The sequence below is a fragment of the Paracoccus chinensis genome, assembly GCF_900102885.1.
Taxonomy (GTDB): Bacteria; Pseudomonadota; Alphaproteobacteria; order Rhodobacterales; family Rhodobacteraceae; genus Paracoccus; species Paracoccus chinensis.
Window position 1 is genome coordinate 35,193 of record NZ_FNGE01000007.1, and the last position, 17,620, is coordinate 52,812.

The window sequence follows — 17,620 nt, forward strand, 5'->3', positions numbered from 1 at the left end:
GCAAGCCCGCCATCCGCCAAGGAGCAACCCATGTCCTGGACCGACGAACGCGTCGAGACACTGAAACGCATGTGGGCCGAAGGCCAGTCGGCCAGCCAGATCGCCAAGGAGCTTGGCGGCGTGACCCGCAACGCCGTGATCGGCAAGGTCCACCGTCTTGGCCTGTCGAACCGCGTCGAGGGCGACGACCAGCCTGCAGCCTCCGTCGCACCCGAATCCCAGCCTGCGGCCGAGCCCGTCGCCGCAGCCGCCCCCGCCGAAGTCCCGCGGGCTGCGCCCGAGCCGGAGCCCGAACCCGAGGTAGAAGCCGCCGAGACCCCCGAGCCGCAGCCCGCGCCCCAGCCGGTCTTTGCGCCCCGCCGCCCGATCGTGCCCGCGGGCCAGCCCCTGCCCCCTCAGCCCTCGGCCAACGAGATCTCTCCCGAGACGCTGGCTTCCGTCCGCGAGGTCGAGAAGCGCGCGCTCAAGCTGTCGCTGATGGAACTGACCGAGCGGACCTGCAAATGGCCGATCGGCGATCCCGCCACGGACAAGTTCTGGTTCTGCGGCCTTCCCAGTACCGCCGGCAAGCCTTACTGCGAGGCTCATGTCGGCGTGGCCTTCCAGCCCATGAGCGCGCGGCGCGACCGGCGGCGCTGAGGCAACCCATTCTCTCGCGTGTCAGTAGCCCCGGGCTGTCCGCCGCACCGATAGGTTTCTGCGCCTGTTGATCCCCGAGGAAATCTGCCTCTGGCCCGAGAAGCCATTACGGAGTCTTAGGGTTTTCCTGTTAATGACGTGGCGCGGCACAGGCGGGGACGCCGATGACCGCTCCGGACCAAGGCGCCCTCGTTCCCTGCTTCACCGCCGGAACGAGGGCGTTCTTTCTTTACAGCGACACGCACGCAGCCCTGCGCCCACGCCCGCCTCGCCTCTCACGTCGCCTGCCGAACAGATGCCTGCCTCATTGCGGCCTTGCTGCTTCGCGCCCTCTGCCATCATGCAAACGAATGCCAATGACCGTTCCTCGGCATGATGCATAGTTTCACCCAAGCCGCGCCTCCTCGGGCCGGACACAAATATCCCGGGGGAGCCGTGCAACGCACGGCGGGGCAGAGCCCTCTTCTTCGGGGTTTTACCCCGACCAAGGGTGTCGCCGCCCTCAACCCGGACAGCGCGCCCCCATGAAGCTCCGGTCTCCCGCGAAGCGTATCTCGATCCGGGCATCCGTGATCCGCAGATCGATCTGCTCGCGCCCGCATTCCTCGCCCTCGGCCATGCAGGCCCAGCTCGCGCGCTGCCAGCCCCCGGCAAGCCCCTGCCGCTCGGTCACGCGCTCATAATGGCTTTCGGTGATGCTGAACCTGCCCGGACCGACGGAGATGATGCCCTCGCCGCCTGCCTCCATCGGACAGTTCATGCGGTAACCGTCGATGTAATAAAGGTCGTCTGCCTGCGCGGCGACCGTGGTCACCGCCAAGGCAAGCGCTGCGGGAATGAGAAGCCGGGACATGGAAAACTCCTGCTGAAATAATCTCCTAATCCATCATGGCCGCAGACGGCAGCCCTGCCCAGCCCTGAACTGCCGCGCATTCGAGCCATTCCCCGACCACTCTGGCAATGACAGCGCCGCTTGGGTAAACAGCCCGCGACCTGCCTTCAGGAGCCCCCATGGCCCGCCATCTCATCACCTCTGCCATCCCCTACATCAACGGCATCAAGCACCTGGGGAACCTCGTCGGCAGCCAGTTGCCCGCCGACCTGTTCGCCCGCTTCCAGCGCGCACGCGGCAACGAGGTGATGTTCGTCTGCGCCACCGACGAGCACGGCACGCCCGCGGAACTCGCCGCCGCCAAGGCCGGCAAGCCGGTGGATGTCTTCTGCGCCGAGATGCATCAGGTGCAGGCCAACATCGCCCGCCGCTTCGGCCTGTCCTTCGACCATTTCGGCCGCTCCTCCAGCCCGCAGAACCACCGGTTGACGCAGCATTTCGCGGGGAAACTGGCCGAGAACGGCCTGATCGCCGAGGTCTCGGAACGGCAGGTCTATTCCAATGCCGACGGCCGATTCCTGCCCGACCGCTATATCGAGGGCACCTGCCCCAACTGCGGCTATGACAAGGCCCGCGGCGACCAGTGCGAGAACTGCACCAAGCAGCTCGACCCGACCGACCTGATCGAGCCGCGCTCGGCGATCTCGGGCTCGACCGACCTTGAGGTGCGCGAGACCAAGCACCTGTATCTGCGCCAGTCGGCACTGCGGCAGGAACTGTCGGAGTGGATCGACAGCAAGACCGACTGGCCGATCCTGACGACCTCGATCGCGAAGAAATGGCTGAACGACGGCGAGGGGCTGCAGGACCGGGGCATCACCCGCGACCTCGACTGGGGCGTGCCGGTGAAAAAGGGCGACCAGCCCTGGCCGGGGATGGAGGGCAAGGTCTTCTATGTCTGGTTCGACGCGCCCATCGAATACATCGCCGCGACCGCCGAATGGGCCGATGCCAACGGCAAGCCCGCCGATGAATGGCGCCGCTGGTGGCGTCTGGACGAGGGCGCGGGCGACGTCCGCTACACCCAGTTCATGGGCAAGGACAACGTGCCCTTCCACACGCTCAGCTTCCCCGCGACGATCATCGGCTCGGGCGAGCCGTGGAAGCTCGTGGATTACATCAAGTCCTTCAACTACCTGACCTATGACGGCGGCCAGTTCTCGACCAGCCAGGGCCGCGGCGTCTTCCAGGACCAGGCGCTGTCGATCCTGCCCGCCGACTACTGGCGCTGGTGGCTGCTGTCCCACGCGCCCGAGGGCTCGGATTCCGAGTTCACCTGGGAGAACTTCCAGCAGTCGGTGAACAAGGACCTGGCCGACGTGCTGGGCAATTTCGTCAGCCGCATCACCAAGTTCTGCCGGTCGAAGTTCGGCGAGACCATCCCCGAGGGCGGCAGCTACGGCCCCGAGGAACAGGCGCTGGTTCAGGCCCTGACCACCCGCATCCGCGCCTATGAGGGCTTCATGGAGGCGATGGAGGTCCGTAAGGCCGCGAACGAGCTGCGCGCGATCTGGGTGCTGGGCAACGAATACCTGCAATCCGCCGCGCCCTGGTCCACCTTCAAGACCGACCCGGAGAAGGCCGCGATGCAGGTGCGCTTGGGCCTGAACCTGATCCGCCTTTACGCGGTGCTGTCGCAGCCCTTCATCCCCTTCGCCGCCGATTCGATGCTGGCCGCGATGCGGACCGACGACCGCGCATGGCCTGACGACGTGAGTGCCGCGCTGGACACCCTGCCCGCAGGCCATGCCTTCGACGTCCCCGAGGTGCTCTTCGCCAAGATCACCGACGAGCAACGCGACGAATGGCAGGAGCGGTTCAAGGGCGCCCGTGCCTGAGGTCGGCTGGTCCGCGCTGGCCGCCTTCTGGGGGCTCAGCGCGCTGGGGGCCTGGTCGCAGACGCTGACGGGCTTCGCGCTGGGGCTGATCGTGATGAGCGGGACGACGCTCTTCGGCCTGCTGCCGGTGCCGGTGACGGCGCAGATCATCTCGATCCTCGTGCTGCTGAATGGGGCGATGGTCCTGTGGCGCGACCACCACCACGCCGACCGCAAGGCGGTGCTGGCCGCCGTGATCGGGGCGACCCCGATGATCGCGCTGGGTTACTGGCTGCTGCACTGGATGGTGGGATCGGCGCTGGAATGGCTGCGGCTGATCCTCGGCGTCTTCATCGCGGCTGCAGCCCTGCAACTGGTCCACCGCCCGCAGCCCTGGGAGGCGCGGTCCCCTACCCCGGCCTTCGGCATCGCGGGGGCCACGGGCGGGATCATGGGGGGCCTCTTCGCGACCTCGGGGCCGCCGCTGATCTGGCTGCTGTACCGCCAGCCGCTGACGCTGGACACGATCCGGGTGACGCTGGTGGTCTATTTCGTGATCACGCAGGGCTTCCGGCTGCTGCTGACGGTGGCGGACCGCAGCTTCGACCGGCTGACGGCGATCGCGCTGGCGGGCGCGCTGCTGGCGGTGGCTCTCGGAACATGGGCGGCGCGGCGCTTTCCGCCTCCGGTATCGCCATTGACCATCCGGCGCGGTGCGCTGGTGCTGCTGTTCCTGTCGGGCGTGGGGCTGATCGGCACGGCGGGCGTGGCGCTGGCGCGCGGTTGACCTCGGGCGCTTCGGCCCGCAACCTCGCCACGCATCCAGTTTTCGAGGCCTCCATGACCCATTGCATCCTGATCGGCGCCCCCGTGGACAGCGGCCAGCAGCGGCCCGGCTGCCTGATGGGGCCGGCAGCCTATCGCGTCGCAGGGATCGGGCGGACGCTACAGAGCCTGGAACACAGCGTCGAGGATCGCGGCGACATGACGCCGGGACCGCTGGGCGCCGAAAGCACGCAGAACGCCGCCGTCCGGCACCTGCCCGAGACGGTCGCCTGGGTTCGGACGCTTGCCGAAGCGGGCGAGCGGGCGATGGCCGAGGGGATGCCGATCTTCCTTGGCGGCGACCATTCGCTGTCGCTGGGATCGGTCGCGGGGATCGCCGCCCATGCCAGAGCGCAGGGGCGGCCGCTCTTCGTGCTGTGGCTCGATGCGCATACGGACATCCACAGCGTGGCCACGACCGAGTCGGGGAATCTGCACGGCACGCCCATCGCCTATATCTCGGGCCGGCCGGGCTTCGAGGCCTTCCCGGCCTTCCCCGCCCCGGTGCCCGAGGAAAACATCTGCCTGTTCGGCATCCGCAGCGTCGATCCGGCCGAGCACGCCACGCTCGAGGCTTCCGACATCACCGTCAACGACATGCGCGTGCTGGACGAGTTCGGATTCGCCGTGCCGATGCGGGCCTTTCTTGAAAAGGTGCGCGCGGCGAACGGGATGCTGCACGTTAGTCTCGACGTGGATTTCCTTGATCCGTCCGTTGCGCCGGCGGTCGGGACCACGGTTCCGGGCGGGGCGACCTTCCGCGAGGCGCACCTGGTCTGCGAGTTGATCCATGAAAGCGGGCTGATGACCTCGCTGGATCTGGTCGAGCTGAACCCGTTCCTGGACGAGCGCGGGAAGACCGCAAGGATGATGGTGGACCTCGTGGGCTCGCTGATGGGCCGCAAGGTCTTCGACCGGCCGACCCGCTCCGGCTGACCTCGGGCGTATACGGATCATTTTAGGTAGTTCGTTGTTGGGAGCGGCCGGCTGCTTCTCTTACTGTTGTCTTGCTCACAGTGCTTGGTCTCACTTCGGGCAAGGGCCAGTTCGCCTCATCGGGCTGGCCCTGCTTCTTGAATCAAGGACGCAGGGGCTTGACCCCGCCTTTGCGTCCCGGTGAAGTGCCGCGATCATGTTCACGCCGATCAAGCTGCCCGCCCCCGCCCTCCCTTCCGTTCCAGTCCCCTGGGGTTTCCGGCGCCGACGATAGCGCCCGCTCGCCCCGCCAGACGAAACGGAACAGGAGACCCAGGATGAACAGCTTTCTCGACATTCACACCACGCCCAAGGGCGATCTGCGAGCGATCATCGACAACGCCCGGGAGATGAAGGACGCACGGAACGGTGCCCCCAGGGGCACGCCCGACGCCGAGCAGCCGCTGGCAAACCGCATGGTCGCCCTGATCTTCGAGAAGCCCTCCACCCGCACCCGCGTCAGCTTCGACCTGGGCGTGCGGCAGATGGGCGGGCAGACCATGGTCCTGTCGGGACAGGAGATGCAGCTGGGCCATGGCGAGACCATCGCCGACACCGCCCGCGTGCTGTCCCGCTACGTCGATCTCATCATGATCCGCACCTTCGAGGAAGCGACGCTGCTCGAGATGGCGGAATACGCGAGCGTCCCCGTCATCAACGGGCTGACGAACCGCACCCATCCCTGCCAGATCATGGCCGACGTGATGACCTTCGAGGAGCATCGCGGCCCCATCGCCGGGCGCAAGGTGGTCTGGGTGGGCGACGGCAACAACGTCTGCGCCAGCGTGATCCACGCCGCGGGGCAGTTCGGCTTCGACTTCACCTTCACCGGCCCCCAGCCGCTCGACCCCGAGCGGGAGTGGTTCGACTTCGCCCGTGCGCAGGGCGTCCGGGCCGAGATCGAGCGCGACCCCGCGCGCGCCGTTCAGGGCGCGGACCTCGTTTTCGCCGACACCTGGGTGTCCATGCACGACCCCCAGTCGGCCAAGGAGCGGCGCCACAACATGCTGCGCGGCTATCAGGTGAACGGGGAACTGATGTCCCATGCCAAGCCGGACGCGCTGTTCATGCACTGCCTGCCCGCGCATCGCGAGGACGAGGTGACCTCGGCCGTCATGGACGGGCCCAACAGTGTCATCTGGGACGAGGCCGAGAACCGCCTGCACGCCCAGAAGGCCATCATGCGCTGGTGCCTGGGGGTCTGAGGCAGCCTTCCGTCCCGGTCGGACCGGGGGCTCTACCCCCCGCCCCCGGAGGTTATTTCGGCAAAGAAGAACGCTGTTGGCTGCTCCCGGGCGGCTCTGGGTATGATCCTGTCCCGGACCAGCGACTTGTGGCTTGGCTTCACGTCGCCAAAGCCCAGACCTTCCGCATCAGCCCCGGCAGGGTGTTCGGGTCGAAGCCGTCGCGCGGGACCACCTCGCCCCTGACAGGGTTCGCCAAGGGGGCCCGCAGGACCGACAGGCGCAGTTCGAAATGGGTGAAGACGTGGCGGACCTCGCCCGCGGCCTCCCAGGGGCCGTCCTGCGGCGGGGCAAGGTCGGTGCCGTCCCAGCCCGTCGTCGGAAAGGCCAGCGTCCCGCCCAGAAGGCCCCGCGCGGGGCGGCGTTCCAGCAGAAGGGCGCGGTCGTCCAGCGCGACCCATGCGGTGCCGGTGCGAAGGGGCTTGGCCGCCTTGGGCGCCCTGCGGGGCAACTCGGGTGCGATGCCTTGGGCGCGCGCGGCGCACAGCTCCATCAGCGGGCAAATGGCGCAGGCGGGGTTGCGGGGCGTGCAGATGGTGGCGCCGAGGTCCATCATGGCCTGCGCGAAATCGCCGGGCCGCGTCTGCGGGGTCAGGGTCGAGGCCAGTTCCGTCAGTTCGCGCCGGGCGGCAGGAAGCGGCGTCTGGACGGCGAAAAGACGCGAGACGACGCGCTCCACGTTGCCGTCCACCACGGTTTCCGGCCGATCGAAGGCGATCGCGGCAATGGCGGCCGAGGTATAGGGGCCAATGCCGGGCAGCGCCGCCAGCCCCTCGCGCCTGTCGGGAAAGCCCCCTGCGGCGGCCACCCGTCTGGCGCAGGCGACCAGGTTGCGGGCGCGGGCGTAATAGCCGAGGCCCGCCCATTCGGCCATCACCTGCGCCTCGTCGGCGGCAGCCAGCGCCTGGACCGTCGGCCACAGGGCGGTGAAGCGCTGGAAATAGGACTTCACCGCCGCGACGGTGGTCTGCTGCAGCATGATCTCGGACAGCCAGACGCGATAGGGGTCCATTGGCGGCGTGCCGGGGGGCGCACGCCAAGGCAGCACGCGGGCAAGGCGGTCGTACCATTCCAGCAGGCGCGGCGCGGCCTGCTGGCTGACGGCGGTTTCACGCAACTTTGCCTTATCGCTCATCGCACCCGTCTGGCATCCGGCGCGGGAAGCGTCCAGATTGATCGCACAAACAGTCCGCCCGAGGCCATGACGTCCAAGCCGCAGCCCCCTCGCGCCCGCAGGCGCTCTGCCGATCCCGACGCGCCGCCGCGCCGCCGGATGCGGGGGTTCGAGCCTGCCGCGGCCCTGGTCGCCCCCGACCTGCGCCGGGCCGCTGAAAAGCGCGGCTTCGCGGTAGCCCGCCTGCTGACCGACTGGCCCGAGATCGTGGGGCCCGAGACCGCCGCCCATACCCGCCCCGTCAAGGTGACGCATGGCAAGGGCATGGGCGCTACGCTGACGGTGCTGACCGACGGTGCCCATGCGCCGCTTGTGCAGATGCAGTTGCCGCGCCTGCGCGAGCGGGTGAATGCGGTCTACGGCTTCAACGCCATCTCGCGCATTGTCGTCACCCAGACCGCCGCCCAGGGATTTGCCGAGGGGCAGGCCCAGTTCCGCCCTGCCCCCCCGCAGCAGTCCCCCGTGCCTGCGCCCGAGGTCGTGGCGCGCGCCGAGGAGGTCGCTGCGCGCTTCGAGGACCCGAAACTTGCCGACTCCATGCGCCGACTGGCGCTTGCACGGGCTGCCCGCGACACGCGGAAGCGGCCCCCCTTTTCCCAGGACTGAAAGGCCAATCCATGACCCCGACCCTTCGCAGCCTCGTCTCGGCCGCAGCGCTTGCCATGCTGGCGCTGCCCGCCGCGGCCCAGACCGCGACGCCGGCGCCCGCAGAAACCGCGCCCGCCGCCGCGCCGGCCCAGGCGCCCGCCACCCAGCCCGACTACTGGCAGGGCGCCGAGGACGCACCGGTCGAGATGATCGAATACGCCAGCTTCACCTGCAGCCACTGCGCCGCCTTCCACAACGACGTTTATCCCCAGCTCAAGGCCGAATATATCGACACCGGCAAGGTCCGCTTCGCCCAGCGCGACGTGTATTTCGACGAGCCTGGCCTCTGGGCCGGGATCCTGGCCCGCTGCGGTGGCGAGGAGAAGTTCTATCCGGTCGCGGGGATGCTGTTCGAAAAGCAGCGCGAATGGCTGAACGCCAAGACCGGTGACGAGTTCGCTGCGAACCTGCGCAAGATCGGCGCTGCCGCGGGCTATTCCGCCGAGCAGATGCACGCTTGCTGGCAGGACCAGGCCAAGGTCGAAAGCCTGCTGGCGACCTTCCAGCAGAACGCCGTGGCCGACAAGATCGAGGGCACGCCGACCTTCATCATCGGCGGCGAGACGGTGCGCAACGCGCCTTGGGAGCAGCTGAAGGCCAAGATCGACGAGAAGCTGGCCGCCGCGAACTGAGCCTTGCGGGGGGCCGCTCTTCCGCCCTCCGTCACCCTAGAATGCGATCCAGCGCGGCGTCCAGCGGCGCTGGATCGTCGAAACCCAGCCTCACCGGCAGAGTCAGCACCTTGGGGCGGAAGCTGCGCGGCAGGCGCGCCGCATCCTTTTCCGTCGTCACCAGTTGCGCCCCCAGCATCCTTGCCTCGGTTTCCAGCCGCGTCAGCATCTGGCGCGAGAAGGGCTGATGATCGGCCAAGGCCTCGGCGCGGACGATCCTCGCCCCCAGGTCGCGCAGGGTGGAGAAGAACTTGTCCGGATGGCCGATGCCCGCGAAGGCCAGTGCGCGCAGCCCCTGCCAATCCATGCCGGTCATCAGCGGTTGTAGCCGCCCCGTGAGGCGGGGCACCGGCAGCGCGGGCCAGCGGGCAGTGAAGCTGTCCTGAGTGGCGGGCTCTCCGATCGTCAGCACGAGGTCGGCACGGGCCAGGCCCGTGGCGACCGGCTCTCGCAGGGGGCCTGCGGGCAGGCAGAGCCCGTTGCCCCAGCCCCGGCCTGCATCCACCACGACCAGCGCAAGGTCATGCGCGAGGCTCGGATCTTGGAAGCCGTCGTCCAGCAGGATGACCCGGGCGCCCGCCTCGACCGCCGCGCGTGCCCCGGCTGTCCGGTCCTTCGCCACGAAAACAGGGGCGAAGGCCGACAGCAGCAGCGGTTCGTCACCCACTTGCGCGGCGGAATGGCGGCGTTCGTCCACGCGCAGGGGACCGGCCTCGGACCCGCCATGGCCCCGGCTGACCACATGCGCCTGCACCCCGCGCGAGGCCAGGCGCTCAATCATGGCAATGACGGTGGGAGTCTTGCCAGTGCCACCCGCATTGAGGTTGCCCACGCAGATCACCGGCACGCCCAGACGCAGGCGAGGGCCGCGGGCCAGCCGCCGGGCCGTGGCGCGGGCGTAAAGCGCACCCAAAGGCGCCAGCGCGCGGGCGGCGACGCCGGGCGAGCGGTTCCAGAAGGCGGGCGCGGTCAGCACGGGGACCTGACCTTCATGCCGCGCCCTCGGGCAGATCCGACAGGATCGCATCGGCGATGCGGCGCGTGATCTCGGCCCCGGCGGTTGAAACCTCCCAGGCCGAGCGGGCGAGGCGCGCGGCGGCGTCGGGCGCGCTCAGATCCTCGATGGCGGCGGGCAGCGCGCCCGCCGCGTGGATGCGCCGCGCGCCCCCGGCCCGATCCAGCGCCTGCCATTCGGCGGCCTGCGCCGAAAAGTGCGGCCCGTGAACGATGGCAGAGCCCAAGGCTGCGGGCTCGAAGGGATGGCGCGTGACCCCGGTGCCGGCCGTCAGCGTGCCGCCCATGTAGGTGACCGAGGCGAGGCGATACCACAGCCCCAGTTCGGCGCTGTCCTCGGCCACAAGGACCTGGATGTCGGGCCCCGGGTCCAGCGCCTCGCGCCGGGCGACGGCAAGGCCCCGCGCCTCGGCCGCAGTGGCAATGGCGGCTGCCTCCTCGGCAATGGCCGGGGCGATGATCAGCAAGGCACGGTGATGGGCTGAAAGCAGGTTTTCCTGCGCGGCCAGCACGGGGACGACCTCGCGCAGCGGCAGGGCGGCGGCCAGCCAGACCTGGCGGTCGCGCAGCATCGGGCGCAGCGCCGCCAATTCGCGCATGTTGCAAAGCAGGGGTGGCAGGATAGGGGTAGCGGTGCCGATAACCTCAATCCGCTGAGGCGCGATGCCTTCGCGCAGCGCGGCCTCGTGCGCGACCTCGTCGGGCACCAGCACCCGGCTGAGCCGCGTGACAGGTCCCCGGCGCGCGCCCCGCCAGACACGGCGGGCCGCCGCCGCCGCAAGCTGGGCGGGGTTGGCGACCAGGGTGATCGGCACGTCCCCCTCGTCGCAGGCGGCGATCAGGGCCGCGGGCAGGACCCCGTCGGTCAGGACCAGCGCCGCGGGTGCGGCCTGCTCGACCAGCAGCCGGGCCGAGATCGGGTCCGAGGGCGGTTCCGGCAGGACTGAGGGCACGGCGCGGTCGCCGCGTTCCACCGCGACAGGCCCCAGCGCCCCCAGCCTCAGGCCGGGGCGACGGCGGCGCAGCTCCTGTGCAAGCCCGCGCAGTTCCGAGGCGCCGCCGCACATCAGGATCAGCGGCCCGTCGCCGGGCGGCAGCACCAGGTTCGAGGGGTCCCCCTCGGGGCGCGGTCCCCTCAGCTGCCACCAGTAGGCGAGATCGCCGATGCCAGCCACGGTTGCGCGGTCCTCAGGCCGTCGAGGCGGGGGAAGCGGCCTCGGCCGGGTCATGCAGACGGTGCAGATGCGCAATGAAGTAACGCACCTGCGCCTGGTCCACGGTCCGCTGCGCCTGCGCTTTCCACGCGGCATGAGCCGAGGCGAAATCGGGGAAGATCCCCACGACATGGACGGCGGACGGGTCGCGGAACTCGTGCGAATCGGTCGACACGAGTTCGCCGCCATAAACGAGATGCAGGCGCTGGGTCATCGGATCACCTTTGGCATTGGCTTTCGCAGGGGGAATAGACCCTGCCACGCCCGAGACCAAGGTTGAATGCATAGAATGTTGTGCGATCCGGGTTTGCCGCGAATCACTGAACGTGGCATGGATTTGGCAGAGCCGGACAGGCTCGCAGGACAAGGTTTCGCGTGCGGTGGTTGAGGGGCACGCGGGGGATGCAGGGTTCCGGCCTTCGGGTTGGAACCCTGCGTTTTTTCTGCGCCGCCTTCGCGGCAAGAGTCATGCTTGAATCCCGGCCGCGAAGCGCCTAGCGGAAGGCATCCGCTGCGGGCGTGGCGGAATGGTAGACGCATGGGACTTAAACTCCCTGGGGCTGAAGCCCGTGCGGGTTCGAGTCCCGCCGCCCGCACCACCGACCTGCCTTGCTCCGGACGATCCGTGCGACGTTCGCCATCACCCGGTGGCGACTCGCGTTCGCCTTCGGGTAGAAGGCGGCATGACATTCTCTCTGCGATCCGCGCTGCCCTTCTGGATGTCGCTGGGGCTGGTGCCTCTGGCCGTGCTGGCCGTCCTGCGAGGCGGCTGGTGGTTCCTGCTGATGCCGGCCTATGCGTGGTATCTGGTCACGGCGCTGGACGGGCTGCTGGGGCTGAACGGAGAAAACCCCGACACCGAGACGCCCGTTGCGCGGCTGTTCTGGCATCGTGCGATCACGGTGATCTGGTGGCCCGTGCAGACGGCCGTGGTTTTCTGGGCGATCTGGCATGTCACCCGCAGCGGCCATCTGGGCGGGTGGGAGAAGCTGGGCATCTTCTTCGGTCTCGGCGTCATGTCGGGCACGATCGGCATGGTCTATGCCCATGAGTTGCTGCATCAGAAGCCGGGGTTCGAGCGGTGGATGGGCGACCTCCTCCTCGCCTCGAACCTGTATTCGCATTTCCGGACCGAGCATCTGCTGGTCCACCATTCCTGGGTGGCGACCCCGGCCGACGCGGTGACGGCACGCTACAACGAGGGGTTCTTCCGCTATTTCCTGCGCGTGCTGTGGACCTGCCCCCGTTCCGCCTGGCATGCCGAGAAGAAGCTGCTCGCGCGCGCCAAGCGCCCCGTCTGGAACCGGCGCAACCCCTTCTGGCGCTATGCCGCGCTGCAGGGGGGAATGCTGGTGCTGGCGGCGATGCTTGGCGGCTGGCAGGGCGTGCTGCTGTTCGTCTTCCAGGCCTTCGTCGCCATCTGGCAGCTCGAACTGACGAACTACGTCGAGCATTACGGCCTGACCCGCCGGCACCTGGGCGGCGGGCGGTATGAGCATGTGCTGCCCCGCCACAGCTGGAACGCCAGCCACACGGCCTCGAACTGGCTGCTGATCAACCTGCAGCGCCACTCGGACCACCATTACAAGCCCGACCGCCGCTTCCCCCTGCTGCAGACCTATGCCGAGGATGAGGCGCCGCAATTGCCCTATGGCTATCCGGCGATGACCTTCGTGGCGATGGTGCCGCCCTGGTGGCGGCGGCGGATGAACCCGCGCGTGCGGGCCTGGCGCAGGAAGTTCTATCCCGACGTCACCGACTGGACGCCCTACAATCGCGGCGAGAACCCGATGCCGCGCGGCGCACTATAAAAAAAAACCCCGCCGAGGCGGACCCGGGCGGGGCGAGTTCGTCCCGCAGCCGAAGGAAAACCCTGCGGCCCGAGACACCGGCGAACCTAGCGTCAGGCGGTTTCGGCCATCTCGGCTCGAATCTGCTGACGAAGGATGTCGATGGGTATCATCTTCCCGTCGCGGCGGAAATGCCAATACGTCCAGCCATTGCAGGAGGGAGCGCCTTCCAGCGCAGCCCCTACCTGGTGGATCGAGCCCTTGACGTCGCGCCCGATCAGCGAGCCGTCCGCCCGCACCCGCACCGTGTGACGGCCGCCGAGGGAAACCAGTTCCTCGCCCGGGCGCAGCATTCCGCGTTCGACCACCTGTCCGAAGGGAACGCGCGGCTCGGCCCGCTTGCTGGTGGTCGTGGCCAGCGAAGCCGCGTCAAGGCGGCGGACGCGGGACAGGCGGCGCTCGGCGACCTCGCGATAGGCGGCTTCGCGCTCGATCCCGATCCAGTCGCGGCCCAGCATCTTGGCGACGGCTCCGGTGGTGCCGGTGCCGAAGAAGGGGTCCAAGACCACGTCGCCGGGATTGGTGGTGCCGACCAGCACCCGGTGCAGCAGGCTTTCGGGCTTCTGCGTGGGATGCGCCTTGCCGCCGCCTGCATCTTTCAGCCGCTCACCCCCGGTGCAGATCGGCAGGTTCCAGTCCGAGCGCATCTGGATGCCCTCGTTCAGGGACTTCAGCGCCTCGTAGTTGAAGGTGTATTTTGCCCCTTCAGCCTTCGAGGCCCAGATCAGCGTCTCATGCGCGTTGGTCAGCCGCTTGCCGCGGAAGTTCGGCATCGGGTTCGACTTGCGCCAGACCACGTCGTTCAGGATCCAGTAGCCCTGGTTCTGCAGTTCGGCGCCGACGCGGAAGATGTTGTGATAGCTGCCGATCACCCAGATCGCGCCCGTGGGCTTCAGCAGCCGGCGGGCGGCGGTCAGCCATTGCTGGGTGAAGCGGTCATAGGCCGCGAAGCTGCCGAACTGGTCCCAGGCGTCGTCCACCGCGTCGACGCGGCTGTTGTCGGGCCGGTGCAGGTCGCCGCGAAGCTGCAGATTGTAGGGCGGGTCAGCGAAGATCAGGTCCACGGACGCTTCGGGCAGCGCGTTCATCACCTCGATGCAGTCGCCTGCAAGGATGCTGTTCAGCGGCAATGTCTGGCTGCGCGCGGGAGTCCGCGCCCTGGTCTTCGTGGTGGTCATCTCTGCTCTCCGGCGGCGTTCGGTACCGCTGCTATGTTGTCCACAGGATGAGTCAGAGGTGATTCGGCGTCAATTGTTATTTTGAATCATAGATTTAGACTGGGGTCTGGACACAATATCTTGTGGATGGCCGGAAATCCCATCCTATGGAACGGGGTTGCACCCTTCTCGGCCAGGGCTCGGCGGTGTGTTTCGGTGGGGTAGCCCATGTTCTGCTCCCATCCGTAACCGGGAAATTGCTGCGCCAGATCCGACATGATCCGGTCGCGTTCCACCTTGGCGATGATCGAGGCCGCGGCGATGGACAGGCAGGCCGCATCCCCCCGGACAATGGCCTCGGCCGGACAATCCAGACCCCAGGGCAGGCGCTTGCCATCGACCAACGCCATGCAGGGACGCTGGCGCAGCCCCGCCACGGCGCGGCGCATGGCCAGGTGGCTGGCGTAGTGGATGTTGAGTTGCCCGATCTCTTCGACGCTGGCATGGGCGATGGACCAGTCGGCGCAGTCCTTGATCTGCTCGGCCAGTTGCCGGCGCTTCGCGGGCGACAGCTTCTTGGAATCGTCGAGACCCCGCGGGATGCCCTTGCGCGGCAGGATCACCGCCGCCGCCGTGACCGGCCCGGCCAGAGGCCCGCGCCCGACCTCGTCCACGCCGCAGATGAAGCGCGCGCCCTGGGCCATGCAGGCGCGTTCATGGCGGAAAGTGGGGCGGGGCCGGGGTTCCTTCATGAGCGCGTTCTACCCCCGCAGGCGCAATGCGGCCAGCCTGCGCATGAGGGACCGGCGGATACCCTTGCGTCCTGACCGCAGGGGCATTTGGATCAGGAGGAAGGACATGACGTTTCTTCCTGATCCTATCCCTCGGGGATGGGGAACTGGCCCGCTGCTAGCCTGCCCGGCCCGAGCCGTGGGTGCCGAACCACAACGGCGCGTGGCGGTTCACGTCCTTGTAAAGCAGGTAGCGGAAGCGGCCCGGCCCGCCTGCATAGCAGGCCTGCGGGCAGAAGGCGCGCAGCCACATGAAGTCGCCGGGGCCGACCTCGACCCAGTCACGGTTCAGGCGATAGACGGCCTTGCCTTCCAGCACGAAGAGCCCGTGTTCCATCACGTGGGTTTCCGCGAAGGGGATCGAGCCGCCGGGCTGGAAGGTCACGACGGTGATATGCATGTCGTGGCGCAGGTCGGCCGGGTCCATGAAGCGGGTCGTGGCCCAGGCGCCCTCGGTGTCGGGCATGGGCGAAGGCGCGATGTCCTGCTCGTGTGCCACGATCGGATCGGGGGGCGTGATCCCGGCGGCGGGCTGCCAGCGCTTGCGCCACCAGTGAAATCCCGCGTTGCCGGGCGTGGCGTTGCGAATGGACCAGGGCGTACCCGGTGGCACATAGGCGAAGCCGCCGGGCGCCAGGCGATGGGTGGTGCCGGCGATGGTGATGTCCAGGTCGCCGCCGGTCACGAAAATGGCGGACTGGACCTCGGGGTCGTCCTCGGGCGCGTCGCTGCCGCCACCCTCGGCCAGTTCCACCACGTACTGGCTGAAGGTCTCGGCGAAGCCCGACAGGGGCCGAGCGAGCATCCACATCCGCATCCCCGTCCAGCCCGGCAGGAAGCTGGTCACGATGTCGCGCATGACGCTGCGCGGGATCACCGCGTAGGCGCTGGTGAAGACAGCCGTATCGGTGGTCAGCCCCGTCTGCGGCGGCAGGCCCGCCACCGGGCCGGCATAGCTGCCACGCGCGCGGGCGGCGGGCGCCTCGGCTTCTCCGGGGATCGGGGCGGGGTTGCCGCTGGGGGTCGTCTCGTCGATCATCGCTGCTGTCCTTGCTGCCGTGGCGCGGCCTCGAGGGTGAATGTCCCATCCTCCACGGGCCCCTGCAAGCCGGGCCACGCTGCTGCGGCCCGCTGCAAAACGCGAAACACCTGATGCCTGGAGCAAAGGATTTCTGACGTCAGGCCAAAGGAGGCGGGCCCTCCGATGCCCCTTTCAGCCCAGCATCTGCTTCAGCCGCAGTTCGGCGATGCGCATCACCTGACGCTCGGCCTCGGCCCGCTCGGTGGCACTGTCGTTATCCACCCGGCGCGCCATCGCGACCATGATCCCCGACTTGTCGTGGTCGCGCACGGCGATGATGAAGGGAAAGCCGTGGCGGGCGACATAAGCCTCGTTCAGGCGGGTGAACTCGGCGCGTTCGGCGTCGGTCAGAGCGTCAAGGCCGGCGCTGGCCTGCTCGGCGGTGGACTCGGCGGTCAGACGCCTGGCCGCCGCGAGCTTGCCGGCAAGGTCGGGATGGGCACGCAGGACGGCCAGCCGCTCGTCGTCCGAGGCCGCGCGGAAGTGCCGCGCCATGGCGGCGGCAAGCCCCTCCGCGCTGTCATGGGCCGCGCCCATCTCGCCGTCCCAGGTCCGCTCGGCGACCCAGGGGGAATGCTCGAAGATCGAGCCGAAGCGTTCGACGAAAGCGGCACGGTCTGTCTGCCAGGGACGTTCCGTCGCCACATAGGGATGCGTCGCTGCCCAGTGGCGGGCGATGTCGAGGCGGGTCGCGAACCATACCCCCTCATGCGCACGGGCATGGTTAAGGAAGCGTTTCAGCCCCTCGGCCCGGCCCGGACGGCCCGCAAGACGGCAGTGCAGACCGATCGAGAGCATCCGCGCCCTGCCCTCGCCCCCCTCGCGCCACATGCAGTCAAAGGCGTCGCGCAGGTACAGGAAGAACTCCTCGCCATTGGTGAAGCCGCCATTGGCGAAGCGCATGTCATTGGCGTCCAGCGTATAGGGCACCATCAGCTGCGGATGGCCGTTGTGGACGTGCCAGAAGGGCAGTTCATCGGCATAGGTGTCGGCCAGATACTCGAAGCCACCTTCCTCGCAGCCCAGCGGCACCGTGTTCATCGACGCCCGGCCCTGGTAGAAGCCCAGCGGTCGCGTGCCCGTGACCTGGGTGTGCAGTTCGACCGCCTGCCGGATGTGCTCGGCCTCGACCTCGCGCGGGACGTCCCTGTAGTCGATCCATTTCAGCCCGTGGGTCGCCATTTCCCAGCCCGCGTCGATCATGGCGCGGGTCTGTTCGGGGCTGCGGGCCAATGCGGTCGCCACGCCGTAGCAGGTGACGGGGATGCCCTCGAGCATCCGGTAGAGCCGCCAGAAGCCCGCGCGGGCGCCATAGTCGTAGATCGTCTCCATGTTCCAGTGGCGCTGGCCCGGCCAGGGCTGGGCGCCGACGATTTCCGACAGGAAGGCCTCGGACGCAGCGTCGCCATGCTCGATCGAGTTCTCGCCGCCTTCCTCGTAGTTGACGACGATCTGCACGGCGATGCGCGCGCCGCCCGGCCATTCCGGATCAGGCGCCTCGGCCCCGTAACCTCGCATGTCGCGGCTGTAGCGCATCCCCTGCCCCCCATGTTGTCCTGCGGCGGGCAAGGTCACGCGCAACCGCCCGCTTGTCCAGCGCACGGCGACGGATTTCCGGCAGGCGGCAA

Annotated in this window: 17 protein-coding genes and 1 tRNA gene; 9 read left to right on the forward strand and 9 right to left on the reverse strand. The window is 68.5% G+C overall.

Features of this window, described 5'->3' with window-relative positions; translation table 11 throughout:
• The first annotated feature begins 30 nt into the window (after positions 1-30).
• On the forward strand, positions 31-639 hold the full coding sequence (locus BLQ03_RS08700) for a GcrA family cell cycle regulator (RefSeq protein WP_090754932.1): 609 nt from the start codon (positions 31-33) through the stop codon (positions 637-639).
• Between the two features lie 502 nt (positions 640-1,141).
• Here the strand turns inward: BLQ03_RS08700 and BLQ03_RS08705 are convergent.
• Positions 1,142-1,492 (reverse strand): hypothetical protein, encoded by a 351-nt coding sequence (locus BLQ03_RS08705; RefSeq protein ID WP_090754935.1) that lies wholly within the window; start codon positions 1,490-1,492, stop codon positions 1,142-1,144.
• Positions 1,493-1,650: 158 nt separating this feature from the next.
• On the opposite strand from BLQ03_RS08705, the gene metG reads away from it, so the two are divergent.
• From metG to argF, 4 genes are all read left to right on the forward strand, one after another.
• A complete protein-coding gene (gene metG, locus BLQ03_RS08710) occupies positions 1,651-3,369 on the forward strand; it encodes a methionine--tRNA ligase (protein WP_090754936.1) in 1,719 nt (572 codons plus the stop codon).
• Positions 3,362-4,135, forward strand: coding sequence for a sulfite exporter TauE/SafE family protein (locus BLQ03_RS08715; RefSeq protein ID WP_175558812.1), 774 nt, complete (start codon positions 3,362-3,364; stop codon positions 4,133-4,135). The genes metG and BLQ03_RS08715 overlap by 8 nt, the downstream gene beginning before the upstream one ends.
• Before the next feature lie 53 nt (positions 4,136-4,188).
• On the forward strand, positions 4,189-5,109 hold the full coding sequence (gene rocF, locus BLQ03_RS08720) for an arginase (RefSeq protein ID WP_090755217.1): 921 nt from the start codon (positions 4,189-4,191) through the stop codon (positions 5,107-5,109).
• A gap of 317 nt (positions 5,110-5,426) precedes the next feature.
• The gene (argF, locus tag BLQ03_RS08725) at positions 5,427-6,353 is read left to right on the forward strand and encodes an ornithine carbamoyltransferase (protein ID WP_090754941.1); all 927 of its coding nucleotides are present in this window, start codon (positions 5,427-5,429) and stop codon (positions 6,351-6,353) included.
• A 139-nt stretch (positions 6,354-6,492) separates the two neighbouring features.
• Here argF and mutY read toward each other — a convergent pair whose 3' ends face one another.
• The gene (mutY, locus tag BLQ03_RS08730; RefSeq protein WP_425415725.1) at positions 6,493-7,509 is read right to left on the reverse strand and encodes an A/G-specific adenine glycosylase; all 1,017 of its coding nucleotides are present in this window, start codon (positions 7,507-7,509) and stop codon (positions 6,493-6,495) included.
• Positions 7,510-7,665: 156 nt separating this feature from the next.
• On the opposite strand from mutY, the gene BLQ03_RS08735 reads away from it, so the two are divergent.
• The gene (locus BLQ03_RS08735; RefSeq protein WP_090755219.1) at positions 7,666-8,172 is read left to right on the forward strand and encodes a DUF721 domain-containing protein; all 507 of its coding nucleotides are present in this window, start codon (positions 7,666-7,668) and stop codon (positions 8,170-8,172) included.
• An 11-nt stretch (positions 8,173-8,183) separates the two neighbouring features.
• On the forward strand, positions 8,184-8,846 hold the full coding sequence (locus tag BLQ03_RS08740; protein ID WP_090754946.1) for a DsbA family protein: 663 nt from the start codon (positions 8,184-8,186) through the stop codon (positions 8,844-8,846).
• Positions 8,847-8,877: 31 nt separating this feature from the next.
• Here the strand turns inward: BLQ03_RS08740 and lpxK are convergent, their stop codons facing one another.
• From lpxK to BLQ03_RS08755, 3 genes are read right to left on the reverse strand one after another with little or no spacing between them, the layout of a single operon-like run.
• Positions 8,878-9,858 (reverse strand): tetraacyldisaccharide 4'-kinase, encoded by a 981-nt coding sequence (gene lpxK / locus BLQ03_RS08745; RefSeq protein ID WP_425415726.1) that lies wholly within the window; start codon positions 9,856-9,858, stop codon positions 8,878-8,880.
• Between the two features lie 16 nt (positions 9,859-9,874).
• On the reverse strand, positions 9,875-11,074 hold the full coding sequence (locus BLQ03_RS08750; RefSeq protein WP_090754950.1) for a hypothetical protein: 1,200 nt from the start codon (positions 11,072-11,074) through the stop codon (positions 9,875-9,877).
• A gap of 13 nt (positions 11,075-11,087) precedes the next feature.
• Positions 11,088-11,327, reverse strand: a complete 240-nt coding sequence (locus tag BLQ03_RS08755) for a DUF4170 domain-containing protein (protein ID WP_090754952.1) — start codon at positions 11,325-11,327, stop codon at positions 11,088-11,090.
• A gap of 299 nt (positions 11,328-11,626) precedes the next feature.
• On the opposite strand from BLQ03_RS08755, the gene BLQ03_RS08760 reads away from it, so the two are divergent.
• A tRNA-Leu gene (locus BLQ03_RS08760) sits at positions 11,627-11,712 on the forward strand.
• A gap of 84 nt (positions 11,713-11,796) precedes the next feature.
• Positions 11,797-12,924, forward strand: coding sequence for an alkane 1-monooxygenase (locus tag BLQ03_RS08765; RefSeq protein WP_090754954.1), 1,128 nt, complete (start codon positions 11,797-11,799; stop codon positions 12,922-12,924).
• A 92-nt stretch (positions 12,925-13,016) separates the two neighbouring features.
• Here BLQ03_RS08765 and BLQ03_RS08770 read toward each other — a convergent pair whose 3' ends face one another.
• From BLQ03_RS08770 to puuE, 4 genes are all read right to left on the reverse strand, one after another.
• Positions 13,017-14,141: a site-specific DNA-methyltransferase gene (locus BLQ03_RS08770; protein WP_090754956.1), complete on the reverse strand. Its 1,125-nt coding sequence runs from the start codon at positions 14,139-14,141 to the stop codon at positions 13,017-13,019.
• 86 nt (positions 14,142-14,227) lie between these two features.
• On the reverse strand, positions 14,228-14,872 hold the full coding sequence (locus BLQ03_RS08775; protein ID WP_090754958.1) for a ribonuclease HII: 645 nt from the start codon (positions 14,870-14,872) through the stop codon (positions 14,228-14,230).
• 157 nt (positions 14,873-15,029) lie between these two features.
• Positions 15,030-15,950, reverse strand: a complete 921-nt coding sequence (locus tag BLQ03_RS08780; RefSeq protein WP_090754960.1) for a bifunctional allantoicase/(S)-ureidoglycine aminohydrolase — start codon at positions 15,948-15,950, stop codon at positions 15,030-15,032.
• A gap of 174 nt (positions 15,951-16,124) precedes the next feature.
• The gene (puuE, locus tag BLQ03_RS08785; protein WP_090754963.1) at positions 16,125-17,528 is read right to left on the reverse strand and encodes an allantoinase PuuE; all 1,404 of its coding nucleotides are present in this window, start codon (positions 17,526-17,528) and stop codon (positions 16,125-16,127) included.
• Positions 17,529-17,620: the final 92 nt, after the last annotated feature.

Coding starts and splice junctions, on each gene's coding strand:
- BLQ03_RS08755 (WP_090754952.1), bottom strand. CDS start 11,327: ATGACCCAGCGCCTGCATCTCGTTTATGGCGGCGAACTCGTGTCGACC.
- argF (WP_090754941.1), top strand. CDS start 5,427: ATGAACAGCTTTCTCGACATTCACACCACGCCCAAGGGCGATCTGCGA.
- BLQ03_RS08740 (WP_090754946.1), top strand. CDS start 8,184: ATGACCCCGACCCTTCGCAGCCTCGTCTCGGCCGCAGCGCTTGCCATG.
- BLQ03_RS08700 (WP_090754932.1), top strand. CDS start 31: ATGTCCTGGACCGACGAACGCGTCGAGACACTGAAACGCATGTGGGCC.
- rocF (WP_090755217.1), top strand. CDS start 4,189: ATGACCCATTGCATCCTGATCGGCGCCCCCGTGGACAGCGGCCAGCAG.
- puuE (WP_090754963.1), bottom strand. CDS start 17,528: ATGCGCTACAGCCGCGACATGCGAGGTTACGGGGCCGAGGCGCCTGAT.
- metG (WP_090754936.1), top strand. CDS start 1,651: ATGGCCCGCCATCTCATCACCTCTGCCATCCCCTACATCAACGGCATC.
- BLQ03_RS08770 (WP_090754956.1), bottom strand. CDS start 14,141: ATGACCACCACGAAGACCAGGGCGCGGACTCCCGCGCGCAGCCAGACA.
- BLQ03_RS08705 (WP_090754935.1), bottom strand. CDS start 1,492: ATGTCCCGGCTTCTCATTCCCGCAGCGCTTGCCTTGGCGGTGACCACG.
- BLQ03_RS08780 (WP_090754960.1), bottom strand. CDS start 15,950: ATGATCGACGAGACGACCCCCAGCGGCAACCCCGCCCCGATCCCCGGA.
- BLQ03_RS08735 (WP_090755219.1), top strand. CDS start 7,666: ATGCGGGGGTTCGAGCCTGCCGCGGCCCTGGTCGCCCCCGACCTGCGC.
- BLQ03_RS08765 (WP_090754954.1), top strand. CDS start 11,797: ATGACATTCTCTCTGCGATCCGCGCTGCCCTTCTGGATGTCGCTGGGG.
- BLQ03_RS08775 (WP_090754958.1), bottom strand. CDS start 14,872: ATGAAGGAACCCCGGCCCCGCCCCACTTTCCGCCATGAACGCGCCTGC.